This window comes from Streptomyces albireticuli (assembly GCF_002192455.1).
Classification (GTDB): Bacteria; Actinomycetota; Actinomycetes; order Streptomycetales; family Streptomycetaceae; genus Streptomyces; species Streptomyces albireticuli_B.
In genome coordinates this window covers 2,776,566-2,800,525 of the sequence record NZ_CP021744.1, presented here as the reverse complement: position 1 = coordinate 2,800,525, position 23,960 = coordinate 2,776,566, and the positions used below count along the sequence as shown (strand labels likewise).

At 75.4% G+C, this 23,960-nt stretch carries 15 protein-coding genes; 8 read left to right on the top strand and 7 right to left on the bottom strand.

Going from position 1 to position 23,960, the window contains the following annotated elements; all coding sequences use genetic code 11:
- Positions 1 to 132 precede the first annotated feature (132 nt).
- From SMD11_RS11665 to moeZ, 5 genes are all read left to right on the top strand, one after another.
- Complete coding sequence (locus SMD11_RS11665; RefSeq protein ID WP_087926395.1) at positions 133 to 1,848, top strand: DUF3492 domain-containing protein; 1,716 nt, start codon at positions 133 to 135, stop codon at positions 1,846 to 1,848.
- Positions 1,845 to 3,563 carry a hypothetical protein gene (locus tag SMD11_RS37295; RefSeq protein ID WP_087926394.1) on the top strand — a complete coding sequence of 573 codons (1,719 nt, stop codon included), beginning with the start codon at positions 1,845 to 1,847 and terminating at the stop codon, positions 3,561 to 3,563. The genes SMD11_RS11665 and SMD11_RS37295 overlap by 4 nt, the downstream gene beginning before the upstream one ends.
- Entirely contained in the window at positions 3,560 to 4,474 is a 915-nt protein-coding gene (locus SMD11_RS11655) for an NAD-dependent epimerase/dehydratase family protein (protein ID WP_087926393.1), read from the top strand. The genes SMD11_RS37295 and SMD11_RS11655 overlap by 4 nt, the downstream gene beginning before the upstream one ends.
- Positions 4,462 to 5,235, top strand: coding sequence for a spherulation-specific family 4 protein (locus tag SMD11_RS11650; RefSeq protein WP_087926392.1), 774 nt, complete (start codon positions 4,462 to 4,464; stop codon positions 5,233 to 5,235). Before SMD11_RS11655 ends, SMD11_RS11650 begins: the two co-directional genes overlap by 13 nt.
- Before the next feature lie 87 nt (positions 5,236 to 5,322).
- Positions 5,323 to 6,501, top strand: a complete 1,179-nt coding sequence (gene moeZ / locus SMD11_RS11645; protein ID WP_087926391.1) for an adenylyltransferase/sulfurtransferase MoeZ — start codon at positions 5,323 to 5,325, stop codon at positions 6,499 to 6,501.
- Between the two features lie 149 nt (positions 6,502 to 6,650).
- Here the strand turns inward: moeZ and SMD11_RS11640 are convergent, their stop codons facing one another.
- The 7 genes from SMD11_RS11640 to SMD11_RS11615 form a co-directional block, all read right to left on the bottom strand.
- On the bottom strand, positions 6,651 to 7,739 hold the full coding sequence (locus tag SMD11_RS11640; RefSeq protein ID WP_087926390.1) for a hypothetical protein: 1,089 nt from the start codon (positions 7,737 to 7,739) through the stop codon (positions 6,651 to 6,653).
- Positions 7,740 to 7,867: 128 nt separating this feature from the next.
- Positions 7,868 to 9,400, bottom strand: a complete 1,533-nt coding sequence (locus SMD11_RS11635) for an alpha/beta hydrolase (protein WP_087926389.1) — start codon at positions 9,398 to 9,400, stop codon at positions 7,868 to 7,870.
- 171 nt (positions 9,401 to 9,571) lie between these two features.
- Positions 9,572 to 10,042, bottom strand: coding sequence for a TOBE domain-containing protein (locus tag SMD11_RS37290; protein ID WP_418952436.1), 471 nt, complete (start codon positions 10,040 to 10,042; stop codon positions 9,572 to 9,574).
- Complete coding sequence (locus tag SMD11_RS11630; RefSeq protein ID WP_418952435.1) at positions 9,970 to 11,547, bottom strand: ABC transporter permease; 1,578 nt, start codon at positions 11,545 to 11,547, stop codon at positions 9,970 to 9,972. The genes SMD11_RS37290 and SMD11_RS11630 overlap by 73 nt, the downstream gene beginning before the upstream one ends.
- Positions 11,544 to 12,329 carry a molybdate ABC transporter substrate-binding protein gene (modA, locus tag SMD11_RS11625; protein WP_087926388.1) on the bottom strand — a complete coding sequence of 262 codons (786 nt, stop codon included), beginning with the start codon at positions 12,327 to 12,329 and terminating at the stop codon, positions 11,544 to 11,546. Before modA ends, SMD11_RS11630 begins: the two co-directional genes overlap by 4 nt.
- Before the next feature lie 13 nt (positions 12,330 to 12,342).
- Positions 12,343 to 12,738 (bottom strand): TOBE domain-containing protein, encoded by a 396-nt coding sequence (locus SMD11_RS11620; RefSeq protein WP_087926387.1) that lies wholly within the window; start codon positions 12,736 to 12,738, stop codon positions 12,343 to 12,345.
- A gap of 364 nt (positions 12,739 to 13,102) precedes the next feature.
- A complete protein-coding gene (locus SMD11_RS11615; protein ID WP_087926386.1) occupies positions 13,103 to 15,868 on the bottom strand; it encodes a flippase-like domain-containing protein in 2,766 nt (921 codons plus the stop codon).
- A 176-nt stretch (positions 15,869 to 16,044) separates the two neighbouring features.
- Between SMD11_RS11615 and SMD11_RS11610 the strand changes: the two genes are divergently transcribed.
- The 3 genes from SMD11_RS11610 to SMD11_RS11600 all read left to right on the top strand — a co-directional run bounded on the left by SMD11_RS11610 (position 16,045) and on the right by SMD11_RS11600 (position 23,938).
- Positions 16,045 to 16,440: an MGMT family protein gene (locus SMD11_RS11610; RefSeq protein ID WP_087926385.1), complete on the top strand. Its 396-nt coding sequence runs from the start codon at positions 16,045 to 16,047 to the stop codon at positions 16,438 to 16,440.
- A gap of 230 nt (positions 16,441 to 16,670) precedes the next feature.
- Positions 16,671 to 20,426, top strand: coding sequence for an ATP-dependent helicase (locus tag SMD11_RS11605; protein ID WP_087926384.1), 3,756 nt, complete (start codon positions 16,671 to 16,673; stop codon positions 20,424 to 20,426).
- Positions 20,427 to 20,470: 44 nt separating this feature from the next.
- Positions 20,471 to 23,938: an ATP-dependent helicase gene (locus SMD11_RS11600; RefSeq protein WP_199843853.1), complete on the top strand. Its 3,468-nt coding sequence runs from the start codon at positions 20,471 to 20,473 to the stop codon at positions 23,936 to 23,938.
- Positions 23,939 to 23,960: the final 22 nt, after the last annotated feature.

Below are 23,960 nucleotides of genomic sequence, written 5' to 3'. Positions count from 1 at the left end.
AGTCACTTCTGTTCACCCCTTCCGGTGGCGCGACGGACAACCGTCCGTCGCGCCGCACGGCCCCGCGCATAGCGTGCTCCCGCTGCCGTTCGGCGGCTGCCGAGGCCACAGTGGACAGACGGGGGTGCGTGCGTGCGCGTGGGACTCCTCACGGAGGGTGGATATCCGTATGCCGCGGGTGAGGGCGGCGAGTGGTGCGACCAGCTCGTCAGGGGGCTCGACCAGCACGACTTCGAGGTCTATGCCCTGAGCCGGGGCGCCCGCCAGGAGCGCGGCGGGTGGTACGGCCTCCCCAAACAGGTGCGGCGGGTACGGACGGCACCGCTCTGGGGTGACCCGCCGGAAGGGGACACGGGGCGCGCGTACGGCGCGTACGGACGGCGCGAACGGCAGCGGTTCGAGGAGCACTTCGGGGAACTGGCCGCGGCGATCTGCGCCACGGACGCGGGTGGGGCCGGGGGGGCCGGGGGGCCTGCCGGAGCCGGAGGGTCCGAAGGCGCGGCGGAGGCGTCTGGTGCGGCTGGTGCACCGGATGACTCCGGTGCGGCGGATGCGGCCGGTACGGGGGGCGCCGAGGGGGCGGCCCCCTCCGCCGAGGGCCAGGCGTACCGTTTCGCCGAAGGCCTGCACGGCCTCGCCGACCTCGCCCGGGAGGCCGGCGGCCTCGGTGCCGCGCTCCGCTCGGAGCAGGCCCTGCGCACCCTGGAGGCGGCGTGCCGCGCGCCCGGCGCGCACCCCGCGGCGTCCGGCATCCGCGTCGCCGACCTCCTCGCCGTCTCCGCCTTCCTGGAGCGGGCGCTGCGGCCCCTCTCCCTGGACTGGTACGGCGCCGCCGGCGACCACGACCGGGGCCTCGCCGCCGTCGACCTCTGCCACGCCACCTCCGCCGGGCCCGCCGCACTGCCGGGCCTGCTGGCCAAACGCTTCTTCGGTACCCCGCTCCTCGTCACCGAGTACGAGGTGCGGCTGCGCGCCTACTACCTCAACAGCGCCGCGGGCTCCGCCGGACTGCCGCTCGCCGTAAGGACGTTGATCTCCTCCTTCCACCGGCTGCTGTCCGCCGAGGTCTACGGCCGGGCCGACCTGATCACCCCCGGCGACGCCCGGGTGCGGCGCTGGCAGGAGCGCTGCGGGGCCGCCCGGGAGCGGCTGCGCACGGTCCACCCGGGCGTGGACGAGCGCCCCTACGAAGCGGTCGGCGAGGGCGCCGAGGACCCGCGGGGGCCGTCCGGCGCGCCCCTGGACGACGGCCGCACGCTGCTGTGGCTCGGCCGCCCCGAGCCCCACCTGTGGGACGCCTTCGCCTCCGTGCGGGCCGCCGAACCGGGCACGGCGCTCAGGGTCGTCGGCGCCCCGGAACCGGGCGCCGAGCCGCCCGACGGGGTGACGTACGAGGAGACGGTGCGCCCGGAGACGTACGCGGCGGGCAGCGTCGTCCTCGCCGGGGCCGCGGACGCCTTCCCGCTGCCGCTGGTCGAGGCGATGTTCTGCGGCCGGGCCACGGTCGCGCCCGACGCCTGCGCCGTCCGGGAGGCCGTCGGCGGCACGGGCCTGGTCGTCCCGCCGGGCGACGCCGGGGCGCTGGCCACCGCCTGCCTCGACCTGCTGCGCGACCCCGGCCGCCGCGCCCGGCTCGGCGCGGCGGCGCGGGAGCGCGCCCTCGAACTCTTCACCGTGGAGCGGCATGTGACGGCCTTTCGCGGCATCTACCTCGAACTGATCTCGCGCGCCCCCGTCCGGCAGGACGGATCCGATCCGTCCGTCCCCTTCGGCCGCGCCGCCGGCGAGCATCCGCCGCTCACCTGGTCCCCGCGCGCCGCCTCCCCGACCTGGGCGGGCCGCCCATGAGCACGTCACTGCGGGCCGGCAGCCCGCCGAACCCCACGGGCATACCCGTCCCGACGGCCCCCGCCGACCCGGTGAAGGCGCTCCTCCAGCACCACCGCGAGCTCTGCGCGCGCGCCGTGGACCCCCTGGAGATCGCCGCCGTCCTGGAGGCGCGGGGCGCCGTGGACCACACGGCGGCCGCGTGCCGCCACCGCGATCTGTTCTCCCTGGCCGAGGAGTTGTACGCGCGCGGGCGCGCCGTGGAGACGGCGCCCACGGGTCCGGCGGGCACCGGGAGCGCGCTCCGCGGGGCGCCGCGGAGCGGCGGTTCGCCGCTGGGGAGCTTGCTGCGCGGTGGCCTCCTGCGGGGTGGGCTCCTGCTCGGTGACCCACCGCACGGCGGTGCCCCGCGGGGTGCCGGCGAGCAGCTCTCCCCACCGCGGCCGGCGGCGGAGCCGGAAGCCGCGACGCCGTTCCAGGACGGGGCGGCCGGGGGCCTGCCGTACGGGCGGCCGGGGCGCGGCGAAGCGTGGGACGGCGGACCGCCGCAGGGTGGGTCGTGGCGCGGTGTGCGGCCGCACGGTGCAGCGTCGTACGGGGAGTCGTGGGACGGGGAAGTGCCGCATGGTGGGTCGTGGGATGGAGGACTGTCCCACGGTGGGTCGTGGGATGGAGGACTGTCCCACGGTGGGTCGTCGGACGGCGGACCGGCGCACGGAGGGTCGTGGGACGGTGTGCCGCCGTACGGCGGGTCGTGGCGCGGTGTACCGCCGCACGACCGCTCGCCGCACGGCCTGCCGCCCCGCCGCGATGACACGCCGGCCGGCCCGGGCGCCCGTCGGCCCGGCCCCGGCCTGCCGCAGCCCCTCTGTCCGCCCTCGCCGCCGTGCCACCCGCCCGGCACCTACCGGTGGCGGGCGGCGCGGTGGCTCGCCGGGCTCTGGCTGGTCGCGTACGGGCTCGTGGGCGATCGTCTCCTCGCGGCCCTGCTCGCCGGGCGGCCGGTGCGGGAGCTCGCGGGGTCCGCCGGGCTGTCCGGCGTCCTGTCCGCCGCCGTGCCGACCGCACTCGCCCTGGCCTGCGCCGCCGCGTCCGCGGCCTGGAGCGCGCGCTGGTTCACGGTCCGGGTGCGCCGCGCGCTCCTCGGCAGCCGCACCCTCGCGGAGTTCCGGGCCCGCGTGCGGCCCGTGCCCGTCCTCGCCACCGCGTTCCACCTCGCCGCCCTGGCCGCCCTCCTGGCCGCCGGGCACGCGGCGCTGCGGGGCACCGTGCACCCGGGGCCGCTCACCGCGGTCACCGCCCTCGGCGGGCTGCTCTTCGTCGCCCGCCTGGCGGCCTCCCGCGGCCTGGGCCGGGCGGCCGCCGTCGCCGCGCTCGCCGCCGGCGCGGCGGAGGCCACGGCCCTGCTCGGCGCCCTGCTCGCCCCGGACGACGGGCCGCTGCGGCCGCTCACCGCCCTCGCCGCGGCCCACGGCCCCGCCGCCGTTCCCCTGGTGGCCTGTACCGCGCCCGCGGTCGCCCTGCTGGCCTGCGCCCTTCCCGCGCTGACCCGGGCCTCCGCCCACCGGAGCGGGGTGGCCGCCGCCGCGGTCGGCACCCCCGCCGCACCTCACGTGTCCGCCGCACCCGCAGACCCCGCCGCCCCCGGCGAGCCGCACACCCCTGTCAGAGGAGCAAGCAAGATGACCGTTCACCCCATCCGTACCGCCGGGCGAGAGGGAGGGCGCGACCGATGAGGGTCCTTCTGCTCGGTGCCAACGGCTACCTCGGCCGGTACGTGGCCGACCGGCTGCTCGCCGACCCCGCCGTCCAGCTCACCGCCCTCGGCCGCGGCGACGACGCGGACGTCCGCTTCGACCTGGCCACCGGCAGCCCCGGGGCGCTCACCCGCTTCCTCAACGCCGTGCACCCCGGCGTGGTGATCAACTGCGCGGGCGCCACCCGCGGCGGCGCCCGCGACCTCACCCGGCACAACACCGTCGCCGTCGCCACCGTCTGCGAGTCCCTCCGGCGCAGCGGCTGCGGCGCCCGCCTGGTCCAGCTCGGCTGCTCCTCCGAGTACGGACCCTCGCAGCCCGGCTCCTCCACGGCCGAGGACGCCGTCCCGCGCCCCGGCGGCCCGTACGGCGTCAGCAAGCTCGCCGCCACCGAGCTCGTCCTCGGCTCCGGCCTGGACGCCATCGTGCTGCGCGTCTTCTCACCCGTCGGGCCCGGCACCCCCGCCGGCTCCCCGCTGGGCCGGCTCGCCGACGCCATGCGCCGCGCCATGCAGAGCGGCGACAGCGAGCTCAAGCTCAGCGGCCTCGGGGTGCAGCGCGACTTCGTCGACGTCCGCGACGTGGCCCGCGCCGTCCACGCCGCCTCCCTCTCCGCCGCCCAGGGCGCCGTCAACATCGGCACCGGCCGCGCGGTCAGGCTCCGCGACGCCGCCTCCCTGCTCGCCCGCGTCGCGGGCTTCGGCGGCGCCCTCCACGAGCTGGACGACCCGCACCTCGGCACCCCGCCCGCCTACCCCTACCCGGACGGCTGCGGCAGCTGGCAGCAGGCCGACGTGCGCACCGCGCGCGACCGGCTCGGCTGGCGGCCCCGGATCGGCCTGGAGGAGTCGCTGGCCGACATCTGGATGGAGGCGGCGTGTCGTATCTGATCCCCTCCGGCCGCCGGGCCTCACCCGAGACCGACGCCCCGCTGCGGTTCGGCGTCCCCGGCATCGCCCACCCGCTGCTCGCCCCCGCCGAATGGGGCGAACTCCTGCGCACCGACGTGCCCGTGGACTGGGTCGTGCTCGGCAGCGGCGCCATGGCCGCGCCCGGCGCCTCGGGCGGTCCGGGCGCCCGCCCGGACCCGTACTGCCTGCCCGCCGTCGCCCGGCTGCGGGACGCGGGCGTCCGGCTCCTCGGCCACCTGGACCTGAAGTTCGGCGAGCGCCCCTTCGAGGAGCTCCTCGGCGAGGCGCAGCGCTACCTCAACTGGTACAAGGTGGACGGCTTCTCGCTCGACGCCTGCCCCACGGGCCCGGCCGCGCTCCCCGTCGTCCGCCGCACCGTGAGCGCCCTGCGCACGCTGCGCGAGCGCGCCCGGATCGTCCTGGTCCACGGCGCCCACCCCTGCGCCGGGTACGCCGAACTCGCCGACCAGCTGGTGACCTTCTGCGGCCCGTGGTCCGCCTACCGCTGGTCGCAGGTGGCCGAGTGGACCGCCGACCACCCGCCCGAGCGCTTCTGCCACCTCGTGCACGGCGTCCCCCGGGCCCACCTGGACGAGGCGCTGCGCATCGCCCGCTGGCAGGGCGCCGGCACCATCTACTTCACCGACCGGACGGACCGGGACGAAGCGGACCCCTGGGAGGTGATGCCCGGCTACTGGGACGAGATCGTCTCGCGCATCGGACCTGGTGTCTCGGAATGAGACGGGGCGTGGCAGGGTTACAGGGGAAGAACCGAACGCCGCCTGTATGTTCCCCGCGCGAGCGGGGATGCCTCTCCTGGAGACCCCGTGTCGCTGCCACCCTTGGTCGAGCCGGCCGCCGAGCTCACCGTTGACGAGGTTCGTCGGTACTCCCGCCACCTGATCATCCCGGACGTCGGGATGGACGGGCAGAAGCGCCTGAAGAACGCGAAGGTGCTCTGCGTGGGTGCCGGCGGCCTCGGTTCCCCCGCCCTGATGTACCTCGCCGCGGCCGGCGTCGGCACCCTCGGCATCGTGGAGTTCGACGAGGTCGACGAATCGAATCTTCAGCGGCAGATCATCCACAGCCAGGCCGACATCGGCCGCTCCAAGGCCGAGTCCGCCCGTGACTCCGTGCTGGGCATCAACCCGTACGTGAACGTCGTCCTCCACCAGGAGCGCCTGGAGGCGGAGAACGTCAAGGAGATCTTCTCCCAGTACGACCTGATCGTGGACGGCACGGACAACTTCGCCACCCGCTACCTGGTCAACGACGCCTGCGTGCTGCTGAACAAGCCGTACGTCTGGGGCTCCATCTACCGCTTCGACGGTCAGGCGTCCGTCTTCTGGAGCGAGCACGGCCCCTGCTACCGCTGCCTCTACCCCGAGCCCCCGCCGCCGGGCATGGTGCCCTCCTGCGCCGAGGGCGGCGTGCTGGGCGTGCTGTGCGCCTCCATCGGCTCGATCCAGGTCAACGAGGCGATCAAGCTGCTCGCGGGCATCGGTGAGCCGCTGGTCGGCCGTCTGATGATCTACGACGCCCTGGAGATGACCTACCGCCAGGTCAAGGTCCGCAAGGACCCCGGCTGCGCGGTCTGCGGCGAGAACCCCACGGTCACCGAGCTGATCGACTACGAGGCGTTCTGCGGCGTGGTCTCGGAGGAGGCCCAGGAGGCCGCCGCGGGTTCCACGATCACTCCCCGGCAGCTCAAGGAGTGGATCGACGCGGACGAGAAGATCGACATCATCGACGTCCGCGAGCCCAACGAGTACGAGATCGTCTCGATCCCGGGCGCCCGGCTGATCCCGAAGAACGAGTTCCTGATGGGCAACGCCCTCCAGGACCTGCCGCAGGACAAGAAGATCGTCCTGCACTGCAAGACGGGTGTCCGCTCCGCGGAGGTCCTGGCGGTCCTGAAGTCCGCCGGGTTCGCGGACGCGGTGCACGTCGGCGGTGGCGTGATCGGCTGGGTCAACCAGATCGAGCCCGAGAAGCCGGTGTACTAGGCGGGGTCTGTGTTCGCGCGCGGGACGGGCCGGGCTTCCGGCCCGTCCCGCGCGCGTTCCGTGCCTGGCGTGGGGGTTTCTTGACCCGTCGGGTGCCTTGCCCCGGGCCGGGCGGATGCCTTGCCGCCCTTTTCGGGGCTGCCTGCCCGCTACCGCTCCCGCAGCGGCGCGCAGCCTATCCGGGCCGCCATCGCGTCCACGAACGCCGGGAACGCGTGCCGCGGGTCGTCCAGCCGCGTATGCGTACGCCCCGGACCCACCCGCATCGTGAAGACCGTCGGTCTCCCCTCGCACTCCGCCCGCACCAGCGCCCCCGCCGCGTCGATCCGGCCCCGCCCCCGCCAGCCCGGCGCCGGCGGCGAGTCGCCCGTCAGGCCGTCGAAGAGGGCGACGATCCTGGGCCGCCCGACCATCGTGAAGCGCGCCGCGGGGCGGCCGTCGTCGCCCCCGGACACCGCGCAGGACTGGAGGTCGTCACCGGCCCCGCCGCCCACCGTGTCGGTCAGACGCTCCCCGGCCGCGTCCTCGCCCAGCCCCGGGATCGCGCACCGCCCCGCCGGCGCGTCCGGGGACGGCGACGGGGACGACAAGGGCGGTTCGGCACGCAGCCGCAGGGCCGGCGCCGAGGAGCAACGCGTCGCCTCCGTCGCGCGGTTGGCCACCCGGACGAGTAACTCCCCCGTGCGTGAGGGCGAGGAGTCGTCCGGGAAGCCGGGATGGCTGCCCCGGTCGGCGGCGTCCGTGAACGAGCTGGTGAGCGTCACCACCGAAGGGCGGCCTCCCACGTCACAGCTCTCCGGCAGCACCAGCGCGCCCGAACCGTCGGCCGTGAACCCGGGCAGCAGCCCCGGCAGCGCCCGGTCGCCGCCCGCGAACAGCCCGCCGACCCAGTCCCGCCGCCCCGCGGCGTCCCTCGGGCCCGTGCCGAGCCGGACCTCGATCCGCTGCTCGTACGCCCCCGCGCCGCGGCCGCCCCGCCAGCTGAGGACGCAATGGCCGCGCGGCCGCTCCCGGGTGGGGACGCTCTCCTCCGCGGCGCGCTCCCGGCCGCCGTCCCGGAACGGTCCCGACCCCTCCGTCCAGGCGCCCCAGCAGTACGTCCGGCGGGCCAGCGGCGTGGACTGCGTCTGCCAGAGCGCGACCAGGGCGGCCACGAGGGCGGCGACCGCCAGGAAGCCGGTGAGCACGCGCACCTTGCGCTCGGCCTGCCCGGTGGGCCGCGGCGGGCTGTACGACATCGCATTCCCCCCGACCGTCCGTCACGGAACTGCTGTGCGGGAGATCGTAGTGCGAGCCACAGACATTCGACGCGTCGGTTCGCGCCACCGATGATATGTGTTATGTGCTGTGTGTACGTTGAACAGTACTATGAGCAGATCTTGCCCGGTTGGGGCACCGTACCGTCCAACAGGTACGCGTCCACCACTTCCTTGACGCACGCGTTGCCGCCGTCGTACGCGCCGTGCCCTTGTCCCCGGTACGTGAGCTCCACTCCGACGCCCGGACCCAGCTCGCGCGCCATCGCGCGCGCCCCCTCGTAAGGGGTAGCCGGGTCACCGGTGTTGCCGACGACGAGGATCGGCGGCGCGCCCTTGGCGCTCACGTCCGGCGTCTGCCACTCGCCCTTGACCGGCCAGCCGGTGCACTGGGTGAGGCTCCAGGCCATGAAGTCCCCGAAAACGGGGGAGGCCTTGCGGAACTCCGGCACCTTCGACTCGATCTCGGCGGCCGTGTAGCGCTGCGCGAAGTCCGCGCACGTGATGGCGTTGAGCGACGCCTGGAGCGTGCTGTAACGCCCGTCCTGGCCCCTGCCGTTCAGGGAGTCCGCGAGAGCGAGCAGCAGCTTGCCGTCGCCGTTCTCCGCGTCCTCGACGCCCTCCGTGAGGTAGTCCCAGAAGTCCTGCGAGTACAGGGCCTGCGCGATGCCGGCCGTGGCGAGAGAGCGGGTCAGCTGCCGGCCGCCCGCGCCCGGGACGGGCTTCTCGTCCAGCCGCCGCAGCAGCTCGCCGATCTGCCGCTCCGTCGGGCAGTTGTCGGAGTTCTTCACGCAGGCGTCCATGTAGTTGCCCAGCGCGAGCTGGAACCCCTTCGCCTGGCCCAGGGAGCCCCGCACGGGGTCGCTGGTCGGGTCCACGACGCCGTCGAAGAGGGCCCGGCCCACCTTGTCCGGGAACAAGTGGGCGTAGACCCCGCCCAGTTCGGTGCCGTACGAGACGCCGAAGTAGTGCAGCTTGTCGTCGCCCAGCACCCGCCGCATCAGGTCCATGTCGCGGGCCGCGTTCGACGTCCCCACGTGCGGCAGGACCTTCCCCGCCCGCTTCTCGCACGCCTGCGCGTACTTGCCCACCCGCTCGACCAGGTCCTTCGCCTCCTCCTTGGTGTCGGGGGCCGCGTCCGCCGCGTAATAGGCGTCCAGTTCCTTGTCGCTCAGACAGGTGACCCCGCTGCTGCGGCCGACGCCTCGCGGGTCGAAGCTCACCAGGTCGTAGCGCGTGCGCAGTTTGGTGTAGTCGTCCGCGAACGCCGGCAGCGTGGTGATCCCCGAGCCGCCGGGGCCGCCGAAGTTGAAGACCAGCGAGCCGATCCGGCGGGCCGGGTCCGTGGCCTTCGCCCGGATCAGCGCGATGCCGACGCTGCCGCTCCCGGGGTTGCCGTAGTCCAGGGGCGCCCGCATCGTCGAGCACTCCCATTCGGTGCCCGGCGCCTTGTCCGTCGACCCGCTCTCGCTGCCGCTCGGGGCCGGGCAGGCCTTCCATGTCAGCCGCTGGCGGTCCGGCGCGTCGGCCGGCGCCGCCGCCGACGCCGAGCCGCCGTTCTCCCCGCCGCCCGCGCAGCTGACGGCGGAGAGCGTCAGCAGCGCGGCGCACAACAGGCCCCCGGCCCTTACGGAACTGGACAACGGCGCTCCCGGGGTCGAGGGCTGAGGGGCCGGAGAAAGGGGCCGACTGCCATCTTGCGGGGCGGGGAGCGGGGGTGCGCGCGGGGTGGGGCGTTCGGGTCACGCTGGGACGATCCGGGGCGTTGAGGTTCGGTTTTTGCCCTTACGGCTGCATGAACATGGCCTCTCGCCTTACAGCGGTACGAACGTGACCTCTGTCGCCTTCACGCTCACCCAGACCCGTACGCCCTCCGCCAGCCCCAGGTCGGCCGCCGCCGACGGGGTGACCTCCGCGACCACGTCGGGCTCGCCGGCCACGAGGACGCGCAGCCGGGCGCCCTGCGTGGTGATCTCGCGGATGGTGCCGGGCCAGACGTTCCGGGGGCTGCCGTCCGTGGGGCGGGCGGTGTGCAGGGACACCGCTTCCGGGCCTACGACCGCCAGGCCGGGGCCCGGGTGCTCGGGGCCCGGGTCCGCCGTGGCGAGGCTCGTGCCCTCGTTCAGCGCGACCGTGCCCTCCTCCGTGGACTTCCCCGGCCACGCGTTCCTGCCCAGCATCCGGGCCACCCAGGGGGAGCGGGGGTGCCGGGTCAGCTCGGCGGGCGTCGCGTACTGCACCGTGCGGCCGTCCTCCAGGACGAGGACGCGGTCGGCGAGCGACACGGCCTCCACGGGGTCGTGGGTGACGAGCAGGCAGACGCCCGGGAAGTCCGCGAGGTGGGTGCGCAGGGTGTGCCGGACGTGCGCCCGGGTCGACTGGTCGAGCGCGGCCAGCGGCTCGTCCAGGAGCAGCAGCCGGGGGCGGGCGGCGAGGGCGCGGGCCAGGGCCACACGCTGGCCTGGCCGCCGCTGAGGCTGCCGGGGCGGCGGAGTGCCAGGCCGCCCACGCCGAGCCGGTCGAGCCAGCGCCGGGCCTCGCGGTGGGCCTCGGCGCGGGGGACGCCCTGGGCGCGGAGTCCGTAGGCGGTGTTGGCGAGCGCGCTCAGGTGGGGGAAGAGGGCGCCGTCCTGGGGGACCCAGGAGATGCGGCGGGTGTGTGGGGGTGTGTGGGCGGCGTCGGTGCCCCCCAGGAGGATTTCTTGGGCGCTCGCACGGTCGGTGAGGCCCAGGAGCGCTCTGAGGAGGGTGGTCTTTCCCGCTCCGTTGGGGCCCACTACGGCGATGGTGGTGCCGGGTTCGGCTTCGATGCGGGTGGTGGTCGATCCTTCTACCGTGGTGCGGAGGGGGTACGGGGTGGGGTCGGGGGCGGGACGGGGAGGGTCCTCCGGGGCCGCATGATTTACGGCCCCTGTCACACGGGTTGAGAACCCGGAACCCTGCCGCAAATCACGCTTTACGCCCTCTCCGGAGCCCTCCCCGTCCCGCCCCCTTCCGCCGCTGCCCAGCCATCTGCCGCGTAGCGCCAGCAGTACCGCCGTCGCTATCGCCAGGAGCAGCAGCGACACCGCCGTCGCTCCTTCCGGGTCGTCCTGGAGGAGCAGGTAGACCTGGAGGGGGAGGGTCTGGGTGGTGCCCGGGAGGTTGCCCGCGAAGGTGATCGTCGCCCCGAACTCGCCCAGGGCCCGGGCCCAGCTGAGCGCCGCCCCGGCCAGCAGGCCAGGGGCGATCATCGGGAGGGTGACGGTCCGGAACACCCGGAGCGGCGTCGCGCCCAGGGTGGTGGCCGTCTCCTCGTAGCGCGGGTGGAGGCCCGCCAGCGCCCCTTCCAGGCTGATGACCAGGAACGGCATGGACACGAACGCCGACGCCACGACCGCCCCGGCCGTCGAGAACGGCAGGGTGACGCCGCACCAGGACTCCAGCCAGGGGCCCAGCACGCCGCGCCTGCCGAAGGCCTGGAGCAGCGCCACGCCCGCCACGGTCGGCGGCAGGACCATCGGGAGCATCACCAGGCTGCGCACCAGCGCCTTGCCGGGGAAGTCCCTGCGGGCCAGCACCCACGCCAGGGGGACGCCGAGGAGGAGGGCCAGCAGGAGGGCCCAGCCGGAAACGAGGAGGGACAGCCCCAGTGCCTCGGTGACCTCGTGCGAGCCGAGGCGGGAGGGGAGGGTGGCCCAGGGGGTGCGGGCGAGGATGCCGAGCAGGGGGAGGAACAGGAAGGCGACGGCCAGGACGGCCGGCAGCCCGAGCGCCAGGGGAGTGCGCCCCTGGCGCGGGCCGCTCCTCACGGCTGCTGGAATCCGGCGGCGCGGAGCAGCTTCTGCGCCTCGTCCGTGCTCAGCCACTTCACGAAGTCGCCGGCCTCCTCGGTGTGCGCCGAGCCCTTGAGGGTGGCGGCCGGGTAGGAGGCGACGGCGTTCTGCGTGTCGGGCACGGTCACCGTGGAGACCTTGCCCTTGGCCGCGGCGGCGTCGGTGAGGTAGACGATCCCGGCGTCGGCCTCGCCCAGCGAGACCTTGCTGAGGACGGCGCGGACGTTCGGCTCCTGGGAGACCGGCTTGACGGTGACGTGCTGCTGGTCGAGGACCTTCTTGCTGTACCGGCCCACCGGCACCTCGGGCGCGGCGAGTACGACCTTGAGCTCCTCGCGGGAGAGGTCGGAGAGGCCCTTGACGCCCTTGGGGTTGTCCTTGGCGGTGGCGATGGTCAGCCGGTTCTTCGCGATGACCGTGGGCGCGCCGGTCTCCGACCGCAGCCCGTCCATGGTCTTGGTGTCCGCGGTGACGAGGGCGTCGGCGGGCACGCCCTGGCGGACCTGGGAGGCGAGCTCCTGCGACCCGGCGAAGGAGAACTTCACGGTGGTGCCGGGGTGCGCCTTCTCGTACGCGGCTCCGGCCTGCTTGAAGACGTCGGTGAGGGACGCGGCGGCGAGGACGGTCAGGGTCGTCCTGCTCCGGGAGGACCCGTCGGCGTCGTTCTTCTTGTCGTCGCCGTCGCTGCCGCAGCCTGCCAGGGACAGGGCGGCGGCCGTCGCGAGGGCGGGCAGGGCGAGGTGGCGGGTGCGGGGCATCGGGTTCTCCGGTTCAGGCGCGGTCGATGTGCACGTTGGTGGCCTTCACCCGGGCCACGGCCTCCATCCCGACGGCCAGCCCCAGCTCCTCCACGGCCTCCCGGGTGAGGAGCGAGACGAGCCGGTGGGGACCGGCCTGGATCTCGACCTGCGCGGCGACGTCGCCGAGCTTCACGGCCGTGATGATCCCCGGAAAGGCGTTCCGCGCGGAGGTGTACGCGGCCTCCTCACCGCTCCCCTCGGCCGCGAGCGCCACGGAGAACGCGGCGAGATCGGTCCCGTCGATCAGCCGCTTCCCCGCTTCGTCCCGCCGCGTGGGTATCCGCCCGGCGTCGGCCCAGCGGCGCACGGTGTCGGGGCTGACGCCGAGGAGACGGGCGGCTCGGCCGATGGGGTAGGAGGCTTGCATGTGCGGCACGTTATGGCCATGCGGCCAGCAGATGCAAGGAGGGGGGTGAGGGTGGGGTTGCATGTGCGGGTGGTGGCGGGGCGGGGTGGGGTGGCGCGTGGCGGGCCGGTGCGGGGCGCCGCTGCGCGGGGCCTTTCCCCAGCCCCGCCCCTTCCCGATACCGGGGACCCCGCCCCGGACCCCGGTCCTCAAAACGCCGGACGGGCTGATTTCAGCCCGTCCGGCGTTTGAGGACACCGCGCGGAGCGCGGAAAGGGGGCCCGGGGGCGAAGCCCCCGGTTCCGGGAAGGGGCGGGTAGGGGAAAGGCCCCGCGCAGCGGCACCCTCACCCGCCCCACCCCACCCCGCAGGGGCAGCAGCCTGCCTAGATCGCTCCCTTGCGCGTCAGATGCGTGAACGAGATCCACCCCGGCAGCACCGGCAACCACAACGTCATCAACCGGAACAACAGCACCGCCGGCGCCGCCTGCTCCGCCGGCAGCCCCGCGAACGTCAGGGCACCCGTCAGGGCGAACTCCACCGCGCCGACACCGCCCGGCGTCGGCGCCGCCGACCCCAGCGCGTTGGCCGTCAGATAGACGACGGCGATGCTGGCGTAGCTCAGCTCCCCGCCGAACGCGCGGATCGCGGCGTCGAGGCACATCACGTTCGCGGCCGTCAGCAGGAGCATCCCGCCGATGCCGGCGAAGAGCTTCTGCGGCCGCTGGAGGACGTCCAGCATGCGCGGCACGACGCCGGCGAACAGCGACCGCACCCGGGTCGAGACGAACTTCCGCAGGACCGGGATGGCGGCCACGACGAGGACCAGCACCGCCGCGGTCAGCAGGCCGCCGATCACCGTCCGGGACGGGCCGATCGACGAGCTGCGCTCCGTGCCGGTGACGTAGCCGAAGGACAGCAGCAGCATGATGTGGCAGGCCAGGCCGAAGAGCTGGGACGCGCCGACGCTCGCCACCGCGAGGCCGGGGCGGACGCCCGCGCGCTGGAGGAAGCGGGTGTTGAGCGCGACGCCGCCGACCGCCGCCGGGGCCACCAGCTTGACGAAGGAGCCCGCGACCTGGGCCAGGACCGTGCGGCCGAAGGTCACCTTCTCGGGCACGAAGCCGAGCAGGCTCAGCGCCGCCGCCACGTAGGTGAGGGCCTGGAAGGCCACCGCCACCGCGACCCAGGCCCAGTTGGCCTTGTCGACGAGGTCGCCGAACCGCACGTGCGTCAGCTGGGAGAGCAGGAAGTACGCGGCGAAGGCGCCGGCCACGAAGCTGATCAGCGTGCGGGGCTTGATCCGCTCCAGGCGGACCGGCTCTATCGGCGCCTGCGGGCGGATCAGCAGGACCTGGCGGCGGATCTGCGCGAGGAGGTCCTCCTCGCGGGCCTCCTCCAGGGCCTCGTCGATGGCCTTCTTCTCGGCCTGCCGCTCGGCCTTGAGCGCCTTGCGGTCGCTGACCGCCTCGGCGGCCGGTGCCGTGCCGGAGTCGGTCTGCGCGGCCTTGGCCTCCTTGGCCAGGCGCGCGGCCTCCAGGACCGTCTCCCGCTCCCGCTGGGCCCGCTCCCGGGCCAGCTGCCGGAGCGTCGCCCGGCTGACGCGGGTCAGCGCCAGCGGCTGGAGCAGCGGGAGGCTGTCGGCGATCGCGTCGGGGCCGAGGACCTCCACGCCGGTGGCCACCGCCCGTTCCGCCCCGACCCGCAGGCCCAGGGTGACGAGCAGCTGTGCCACGTCCATGCGCAGCACCAGGTCGCCCGCGGCGATCTCGCCGCCGCGCAGGTCCGTCAGGACGACATTGCCGGAACGATCCACCAGGAGGGCGTCGCCGTCCAGCCTGCGGTGGGCGATCCGGCGCGACTGGAGGGCCTGCACCTGCCGCCAGGCGCCCGCCATGAGCTCGTCGGTGATCTCCTCGGTGGGCACGGTGCCCAGGGCGCGGCCGCCGATGTGCTCGTAGACGAGCATGACGGCGTCCGGGCCCAGCTCGGAGGTGGCGATGAGCTTGGGGGCGTTGGCGCCGGCGGCGATGGCCGCGTAGGCGAGCAGCGCCTCCTGTTCGAGGGCCTGGCGCAGGGACTGGAGGCTGCGCCGCTGGGTGATGCCGCGCAGCGCGAGACGCTGCCAGACCCGGTAGAAGAAGCCCTGCGCCTGCTGTTCGCGGTCGACGACCGTGACGTCCAGGGGCGGGCCGTCCTCCAGGGTGACGATGTACCGCCGGCCGCGGTCGTGGGGCTGCTCGCCGCCCACCGCGTCGGTGCTGTCCTCGGCGCGCAGCGCGGTGACCGGCTTGAAGCCGACGCGGCGCAGCCCGGCGAGGAGGTGCCGGCCCGTGGGCCGGACGTTCGGGGAGCCGACGGCGTAGAGGGTGCCGTAGGCGACGGTCCAGCCGATCAGCACGGTGGTGACGATCGAGAACGGCGTGGTGTAGCCGTTGACCAGCACGGCGAAGGCGTCCAGGAGCAGGACGGCCCACATCGCGACCCGCCAGCGCGGGCGCCGGGACATCCCGACGGCCGTCATATAGGCGATCACGGGGGCCAGGTAGCCGTGCACCGGGTCGGTGAGCCCGCCCGTGGGCGCGGGCTGGGTGAGGGCGTCGCGGATGGAGTCGGGCGCCGCTCTCGCCACCCACAGGTCGGTGGCGAGCGAGACGCCGTGCGCCAGGACCGCGGCGAGCACGCCGTCGGCGATCCGCAGTCCGTCCCGCTTGATCAGCCGCTCGATGGCGAAGGCCACCGGGACGATGAAGATCGCGATGTTGGCGGCGAGCCCGGCGAAGTTCGCGAGCAGCTGCGGGGCCCGGCCCGTGCTGTCCTTGATGTCCTCTTCCAGGCCCGTGGTGGTGCCGTGGGCGAAGGCCGCGAGCGCGAGGACGAGGGCGATGCCGACGATGCCGAGGAACAGCCGCACCAGGTCGACGGGGCGGTGCACGCGGGCGGGCAGCAGCGGCTCGTCGCCGGAGACCCGGTCGATGTGCGCCTCGCCGCCCTCGCAGGCGTACGCGTCGTCACCGGCCGGCTTCCCGGTGCCGGAAGGATCCGCTCCGGGGCCGTCGCCGGACGCGGGCAGCTCTCCGGGGGCGCCGGCCTCTTCCCGAGGTCCCGCGCCCTGCTGCCGGTCCGTCTTCTCTTCTTGGTCTCGTATCACCAGTCACCGCCCGGAAGATGGTGGCATGGCCCCGCCGGGCGAGGGGGCATCAGGGTGCATTTCGGGGGCGCGGACTCCGGATCGTACGCCCTGTAGTGCGAAGACGCACTCTGGGTGATCTTCAAGGGTCTCCGCAAGGGCCCGTGGACCGTGCGCTGTCCGTGCCGTGCGGCAGTATGGGCCGGATGAGCGAGGACGTACGAGCGGGCGACAGCGCTTCCGGAGCGCCCGGCGAGCTGCCCGAGTACGCGGAGCGCGTGCTGGCCGTCGCCGAGCTGATTCCGCCCGGCCGGGTGATGACCTACGGGGACGTCGCCGAGTGGCTGGGTGAAGGAGGGCCCCGTCAGGTGGGCCGGGTCATGGCGCTCTACGGGGGAGCGGTGCCGTGGTGGCGGGTGGTGCGGGCCGACGGCGCCCTGCTGCCGGGGCACGAGCTGCGCGCCCTCGCCCACTACCGCGAGGAGGGCACTCCGCTGCGGGAAGCCGCGCGGTCCGCCGAAGGACACCTGCCCCGGCTCGCCATGGCGCGGGCCCGCTGGGACGGCGACCCCGATGTGACTCCTCACACCTGACAGGATCCGCCGCCGGGGTGTCGCGGGACCACTCCGTGGCCGCTCCTCCCAAGGGCCGACCCGAACGGGTGAGGCCCCGACAGCCGTGTCCCGGCTCCCCGGACACCCTGCGCCCCGGTGGCCGGCTGGCGTAGCGTCGGTAGCCGCCGTCACTCCCAGGTCCCCCGCCCGGACCTCCGGCACCCACCGACGCACGACCCCCCGCACCCCCACCAGGACCGGCAACCCACGTGAGCTCCTCCCTTCCGCCCGGCGCGACCCGCCCGTCGCACCCCACGGGTACGTACCGGCTCGTCCGCACCCGGCCGGGCCCCTCGGCCCCTCCTGAGCTGGACGCACGCCAGCGCGCGGTGGTTGACCACGGGCACGGGCCGCTGCTGGTCCTCGCGGGACCGGGCACGGGGAAGACCACGACGCTGGTCGAGGCGGTCGCGGAGCGGGTGCGGCGGGGCACCGACCCGGAGCGGATCCTCGTGCTGACCTTCAGCCGTAAGGCCGCCGTCGAGCTGCGCGACCGCATGGCTGATCGCCTTGGCCGCCTGGGCGGGATCCAGGGGCCGCGGGCCACGACCTTCCACTCGTACTGCTACGCCCTGGTCCGCGCCCACCAGGACGTGGACCTCTTCATCGACCCGCTGCGCCTGCTGTCCGGCCCCGAGCAGGACACCGTCGTCCGCGAGCTGCTCGCCGGCCAGGCCGAGCTGGAACGGGCCGGGCGCGCCCATGTGACCTGGCCCGACGAGCTGCGGGCCTGCCTGACCACCCGGGGGTTCGCCGACGAGGTCCGCGCCGTCCTCGCCCGCAGCCGCGAGCTCGGACTCGGCCCCGGCGCCCTCGGTGACTTCGCCCACCGCACCGGCCGGCCCGACTGGGCCGCCGCCGCCTCCTTCCTCGCGGAGTACCTCGACGTCCTCGACGCCCGGGGTGTGCTCGACTACGCCGAGCTCGTCCACCGCGCCGTGCTGCTCGCCGAGCGTCCCGAGGTCGCCGCGGACCTGGCGCTGCGGTACGACGCCGTCTTCGTCGACGAGTACCAGGACACCGACGCCGCCCAGGCGCGGCTGCTGCGCGCGCTCGCGGGCGGCGGCCGGACGCTGGTCGCCTTCGGCGACCCGGACCAGTCGATCTACGCCTTCCGCGGTGCCGACGTCAACGGCATCCTGGAGTTCCCCGACGCGTTCCCGCGCCGGGACGGCACCCCCGCGCCCGTCGAGGTGCTGACCACCTCGCGCCGCTCCGCCGCGCACGTCCTCGCCGCCACCCGGCTGCTCACCGGCCGGATGCCGCTCACCCGCCTCCCCGCCCGGGCCGTACGCGCCCACCGGGAGCTCGCCGCCGTGCGCGAGGGCGGCCGGGTGGAGGCGTACACCTACCCGACGGCCGGCGCCGAGGTCGACAACATCGCCGACATCCTGCGCCGCGCGCACCTGGAGGACGGCGTCCCCTGGCACGACATGGCGGTCCTCGTCCGCGCCGGCGCCCGCTCCCTGCCCGCTCTCCGCCGCGCCCTGACCTCGGCGGGCGTCCCCGTCGAGACGGACGGCGACGACATCCCCCTGCGCCACGAACCGGCGGTGGCCCCCCTGCTGACGGCCTTGAGGGCGGTCGCGGAGGCGGGTGCGCCCGTAAGGGCGCCCGAAGGGGCGGTTCCGGGTGCTCGTACGGAGGGCTCGGCCGGCACGCCCCCTGCCGGGACGGCCGCGCACAGCCGACCGGAAGCCGGTCGCCCGGCGGACGCGGGGCACGTGGCGGGGCCCGTCGGCGGTGGAGCGGGCGAGGCTGCGGCCGTGACCACCCGCGCCCATGGGGAGGCGGATCCGGCCGACAGCGATTCCGGCACCCGGGGCGTCGGCGACGCGTCCGAGACCTCCGACGACGCCGGCACCTCCGACGACGCCGACGCCTCTGAGGTGCCTTCCCGCGGCACGGACGGCGCTGGTGGTAGACCGGCCCCGGACGCCCCGGACGCCCCGGACGCCCCGGACGCCCCGGACGCCCCGGACGCCCCGGACGCCCCGGACGCCCCGGACGTCGCCGACCGCCCCGACCCCGCCCATGTCTCCTCCGCGGAAGGCGGCCCGGCGGAGGACGCCGGGACGCCCTGGCTCGACGCCGAGACCGCCCTCACCCTGCTCACCTCCCCCCTCGGCGGGATGGACGGCGCCGACCTGCGGCGGCTCGGGCGCGCGCTCCGGGACGAGGAGCGGGCCGCCGGCGCCGACGTGCCCCGGCCGTCCGACGCCCTCATCGCCGAGGCTCTCGCGGAGCCCGAGCGACTCACGGCGCACGCCCGCTCGTACGCGCGGGGCGCCCAGGTCCTCGGCAAGCTCCTGCGGCGCGTCCGCGAGATCCTCGCGGCGGGCGGAACGGCCGAGGAGGCCCTCTGGGCGCTCTGGAACGGCACCTCCTGGCCGGACCGCCTCCAGCGCTCCGCGCACCGCGGCGGTGCCGCCGGCCGCAACGCCGACCGCGACCTGGACGCCGTGTGCGCGCTGTTCGAGACCGCCGCGCGCGCGGAGGACCGCACCGGCGGCCGCGGCGCCCTGAACTTCCTGGACGAACTGGAGGCCCAGGACATAGCGGCCGACGTCCTTACGCGCAAAGCCGTGCGCCCCGACGCCGTAAGGCTGATGACCGCACACCGCTCCAAGGGCCTGGAGTGGCGGCTCGTCGTCGTCGCGGGCGTCCAGGAGGGCCTCTGGCCCGACCTGCGGCGCCGTGGCTCGCTCCTGGAGGCCGACCGCATCGGACGGGACGGCCTCGCCGAACCGCTCAGCCCCGGCGCGCTCCTCGCCGAGGAGCGCCGCCTGTTCTACGTGGCCGCCACCCGCGCCCGCGACCGCCTGGTCGTCACCGCCGTCAAGGCGGCGGCCGAGGACGGCGACCAGCCGTCGCGGTTCCTCGCCGAGCTCGGCACCGAGCCCGTCGACGTCACCCAGCGCCCGCGCCGCCCGCTGGCCGTGGCGGCCCTGGTGGCCGAGCTGCGGGCCACCACCGTCGACCCCGCCGCCTCGGACGCCCTGCGCGCCGCCGCCGCCGAACGGCTCGCCCGGCTGGCCGCGCTGCGCGACGAGGAGGGCCAGCCGCTCGTACCGGCCGCCCACCCCGACCGCTGGTGGGGCCTGCACGCGCCCACGCACAGCGAGGTGCCGCTGCGCGACCGCGACCACCCCCTCGCGCTCTCCGGCTCGGCGCTCGGCCAGCTGGCGGGCGGCTCCGGCTCCTGCTCGCTCCAGTGGTTCCTCGGCCGCGAGGTGAAGGCGGACGCCCCGGCCACGGCCGCCCAGGGGTTCGGCAACGTCGTGCACGTCCTCGCCGACGAGGTCGCCTCCGGCCGCACCCCGGCCGACCTCGCCGTCCTCATGGAGCGCCTCGACTCCGTCTGGGACGCGCTCGCCTTCGACGCCCCCTGGAAGTCCACGCAGGAGAAGGAGAACGCCCGCGCGGCCCTGGAGCGCTTCCTGCGCTGGCACGTCATGGAGCGCGGCGGCCGGTCGGCCGTCGCGACCGAGCACGACTTCGACGTGACCCTCAAGGCCGCCGATCACCTGGTGCGCATCCGGGGCTCCATGGACCGCGTGGAGGCCGACCGGCACGGCCGCGCCTACGTCGTCGACTTCAAGACCGGCAAGAGCCCGGTCTCCGCGGGCGACGTCGAACGCCACCCGCAGCTGGCCGTCTACCAGCTGGCAGTCGAGCACGGCGCCGTCGACGGCCTCTTCGGCGGCGCCCGCCCCGCTGCGGGCGGCGCCGAGCTCGTCCAGCTCCGGCAGGGCGCCGCGAAGCGGGACGGCGGGGACACCGTCCCCAAGGTGCAGGCGCAGGAGCCGGTCGGCGACGGGGAGTGGATCGGCGAGCTGCTCGCCGAGGCCGCCGGGCGGGTCCTGGAGGAGCGTTTCTCCCCGCGCCCCGGCCAGCACTGCGCCCACTGCTCCTTCCGCGCGTCCTGCTCCGCCCGCCCCGAGGGCAGGCAGATCGTCGAATGACGCGCGACGACCCGCTGTCGGTGGGGCCCGTTAGCGTGGATGCCGTGACCCCGCGCCTGACCGACCCCGAGCAGCTCAAGGAGCTCCTCGGCATCCCGTTCACCCCGGAGCAGACGGCCTGCATCACCGCGCCGCCCGCCCCGCAGGTCATCGTGGCCGGCGCCGGGTCCGGCAAGACCACGGTGATGGCCGCCCGGGTGGTCTGGCTGGTCGGCACCGGACAGGTCGCGCCCGAGCAGGTCCTCGGCCTGACGTTCACCAACAAGGCGGCCGGCGAGCTGTCCGAGCGGGTGCGCAAGGCCCTCGCCGAGGCGGGCGTCACCGGCTCCGCCGAGGTCCCCGCCGACCCCGACCAGGCCCCCGGCGACCCCCAGATCTCCACCTACCACGCCTTCGCCGGGCGCCTCCTCAAGGAGCACGGCCTGCGCATCGGCCTGGAGCCCGGCACCCGGCTGCTCGCCGACGCCACCCGCTTCCAGCTCGCCGCCCGGGTCCTGCGCACCTCGCCCGGCCCCTACCCGGCGCTCACCCGCTCCTTCGGCGACCTCGTCCCCGATCTCCTCGCGCTCGACGGAGAGCTCGCCGAGCACCTCGTACGGCCCGAGGAGCTCCGCGCCCACGACACCGCGCTGCTGGCCGCCCTGGAGGGCGCCCGGCTCTCCAACGCCGACCTGCGCAAGATCCCCGAGGCCGCCCGCGCCCGCCTCGAACTCCTGGAGCTGGTCGAGGCCTACCGCCGCGAGAAGGCCCGCCGGGATCTCCTGGACTTCGGCGACCAGATCGCCCGCTCCGCCGAGCTCGCCCTCACCCGCCCCGAGGTCGGCCGCATCCTGCGCGAGCAGTTCGCCGTCGTCCTCCTCGACGAGTACCAGGACACCTCCGTCGCCCAGCGGCTCCTGCTGTCCGGCCTCTTCGGCGGCGGCACGGGCCACGCCGTCACCGCCGTCGGCGACCCCTGCCAGGCCATCTACGGCTGGCGCGGCGCCTCCGTGGCCAACCTCGACGACTTCCCGCTCCACTTCCCGTACGCCGACGGCCGCCCCGCCCAGCGGTTCGCGCTCAGCGAGAACCGCCGCAGCGGCGGCCGCCTCCTCGGCCTGGCCAACGGCCTGGCCGCCGAGCTCCGCGCCCGCCACGAGGGCGTCGAGGCGCTGCGGCCGGCCCCCGGCGCCGAGCGGGAGGGGGTGGTGCGCTGCGCCCTGCTGCCCACCCACGCCGAGGAGCTGGACTGGCTCGCGGAATCCCTCGCCCACCTGGTGCGCACGGGCACCCGCCCCGGCGACATCGCAGTCCTGTGCCGCACCGCCACGGACTTCGCGGAGATCCAGGCCGCGCTCGTGGAGCGCGACCTGCCCGTGGAGGTCGTCGGCCTCTCCGGCCTGCTGCACCTGCCCGAGATCGCCGACCTCGTCGCCGTCTGCGAGGTGCTCCAGGACCCCACGGCCAACGCCGCGCTCGTCCGGCTCCTGATCGGCCCGCGCTGGCGGATCGGCGCCCGCGACCTCGCCCTGCTGGGCCGCCGCGCCCGTACGCTCGTGCCTTACGGCAGCACGGGATCCGATCCCGACCGCAGGCTCGCCGAGGCCGTGGAAGGCGTCGACCCCGCCGAGGTGATCTCCCTCGCCGACGCCCTCGACACCTTCCTGCTGGCCGAGGGCGCCGACGACGGCCTGCCGTTCTCGGCCGACGCCCGCGTCCGCTTCGCCCGCCTCGCGGCGGAGCTGCGCGACCTGCGGCGCGCGCTGGCCGACCCACTCATGGACGTCCTCCACCGGGTGCTCGCCACCACCGGCCTGGAGGTCGAGCTCTCGGCGTCGCCGCACGCCCTGGCCGCCCGCCGGCGCGAGACCCTCGCGCAGTTCCTGGACATCGCCGCGGGCTTCGCCGCCGTCGACGGCGAGGCCACGCTCCTGGCCTTCCTCGGCTTCCTGCGCACCGCCGCGCAGTACGAGAAGGGACTCGACAGCTCCCTGCCCGGCGGCGAGAACACCGTCAAGGTCCTCACCGCCCACAAGTCCAAGGGCCTGGAGTGGGACGTGGTCGCCGTCCCCGGCCTCGTCACCAGGACGTTCCCCAGCGAGCAGGCCCGCGAGTCCTGGACGGCCCAGGCCAAGGTCCTCCCGCACGCCCTGCGCGGCGACGCCGACACCCTGCCCGAGGCCGGGGAGGGCGGCTGGGACGCCAAGGGCATGGCCGCCTTCAAGGCCGCCATGAAGGAACACCAGCGGATCGAGGAGCTCCGCCTCGGCTACGTCACCTTCACCCGTCCCCGGTCGCTGCTGCTGGGCTCCGGCCACTGGTGGGGCCCCAGCCAGAAGAAGCCCCGCGGCCCGTCCGCCTTCCTGGAGGCCCTGCGCGCGCACTGCGAGGCGGGCCACGGCGAGATCGAGGTCTGGGCCGGCGCCCCGGAGGAGGGCGCCGAGAACCCCGCCCTGGACGAGCAGGACACGGACCGCTCCTGGCCGCTGCCCCTGGACCCGGCGTCCTTCGCGCGCCGTACCGAGGCCGCGGCCGCCGTCCGGGCGCACCTCGACCGCCTGGCGGAGGAGCCCCTCGACGCGGCGGGGGAGACGCGGCCCGCCCACGACCCCGACTGGCCGCCCCCGCCCGAGGACGACCCGGAGGGTGAGGAGTACGGCCCCTTCGAGCCTTTCGAGGAGGAGCCGGAGCCCGCCGACTGGGACGCCCTGGCGACCGTCCGGCCCGCCGGCACCCCGGCCACCGCCCCGGACGTCGTGCTGCCCGCCCCCCGGCAGGCCCCGCCCCAGCCGCCCCGCCCGCCGGCGGGGAGCTCCCTGACGCCCGAGGAGGCCCGGCTGGCCGGCTCCTGGGACCGCGATCTGGACGCCCTCGCGGGCGAGCTGCGCAGGGCACGCGCGCGCGTGCGCGACGTGGCCCTGCCGTCGTCCCTCAGCGCCACCCAGCTCGTCCGCCTCGCCGCCGACCCGGACGGCTTCGCGCGGGAGCTGGCCCGGCCCATGCCCCGGCCGCCGCAGCCCGCCGCGCGCCGCGGCACCCGCTTCCACGCCTGGGTCGAGTCCCGCTTCGAGGCGCTGCCGCTGCCCCTGCTCGGCCCCGACGAACTGCCGGGCGCCGACGACGACGCGTACGACGGGCCCGGCCAGGAGATCACCGACGAGCGGGACCTCGCCGCGCTCAAGGAGGCCTTCGAGCGCACCCCGTACGCCCGCCGCACCCCTTACCGCGTGGAGGTGCCCTTCCAGCTCACCCTCTCGGGCCGAGTGATCCGCGGCCGCATTGACGCCGTCTACCGCGAGCGCGGCCCCGAGGGCGACACCTTCGAGATCGTCGACTGGAAGACCGGCCGCACCCAGGACGCGGACCCCCTCCAGCTCGCGATCTACCGCGTCGCCTGGGCCGAACTCCACGGCCTGCCCCTGTCGTCGGTCACCGCCGCCTTCGTCTACGTGCGCGACGGCGAGACCGTCCACCCCGCCGGCCTGCCCGACCGGGCGGGCCTGGAGGAACTCCTGCTCGGGGAGCGGCGTTGAGCAAGCCCGGTCATGGTCACGC

What these genes read in the sequence shown, in the direction of transcription:
- SMD11_RS37295 (WP_087926394.1), top strand. Translation starts at nt 1,845, where the DNA reads ATGAGCACGTCACTGCGGGCCGGCAGCCCGCCGAACCCCACGGGCATA.
- SMD11_RS11655 (WP_087926393.1), top strand. Translation starts at nt 3,560, where the DNA reads ATGAGGGTCCTTCTGCTCGGTGCCAACGGCTACCTCGGCCGGTACGTG.
- SMD11_RS11640 (WP_087926390.1), bottom strand. Translation starts at nt 7,739, where the DNA reads ATGTCGTACAGCCCGCCGCGGCCCACCGGGCAGGCCGAGCGCAAGGTG.
- modA (WP_087926388.1), bottom strand. Translation starts at nt 12,329, where the DNA reads ATGCCCCGCACCCGCCACCTCGCCCTGCCCGCCCTCGCGACGGCCGCC.
- SMD11_RS11620 (WP_087926387.1), bottom strand. Translation starts at nt 12,738, where the DNA reads ATGCAAGCCTCCTACCCCATCGGCCGAGCCGCCCGTCTCCTCGGCGTC.
- SMD11_RS11610 (WP_087926385.1), top strand. Translation starts at nt 16,045, where the DNA reads ATGGGCCGGATGAGCGAGGACGTACGAGCGGGCGACAGCGCTTCCGGA.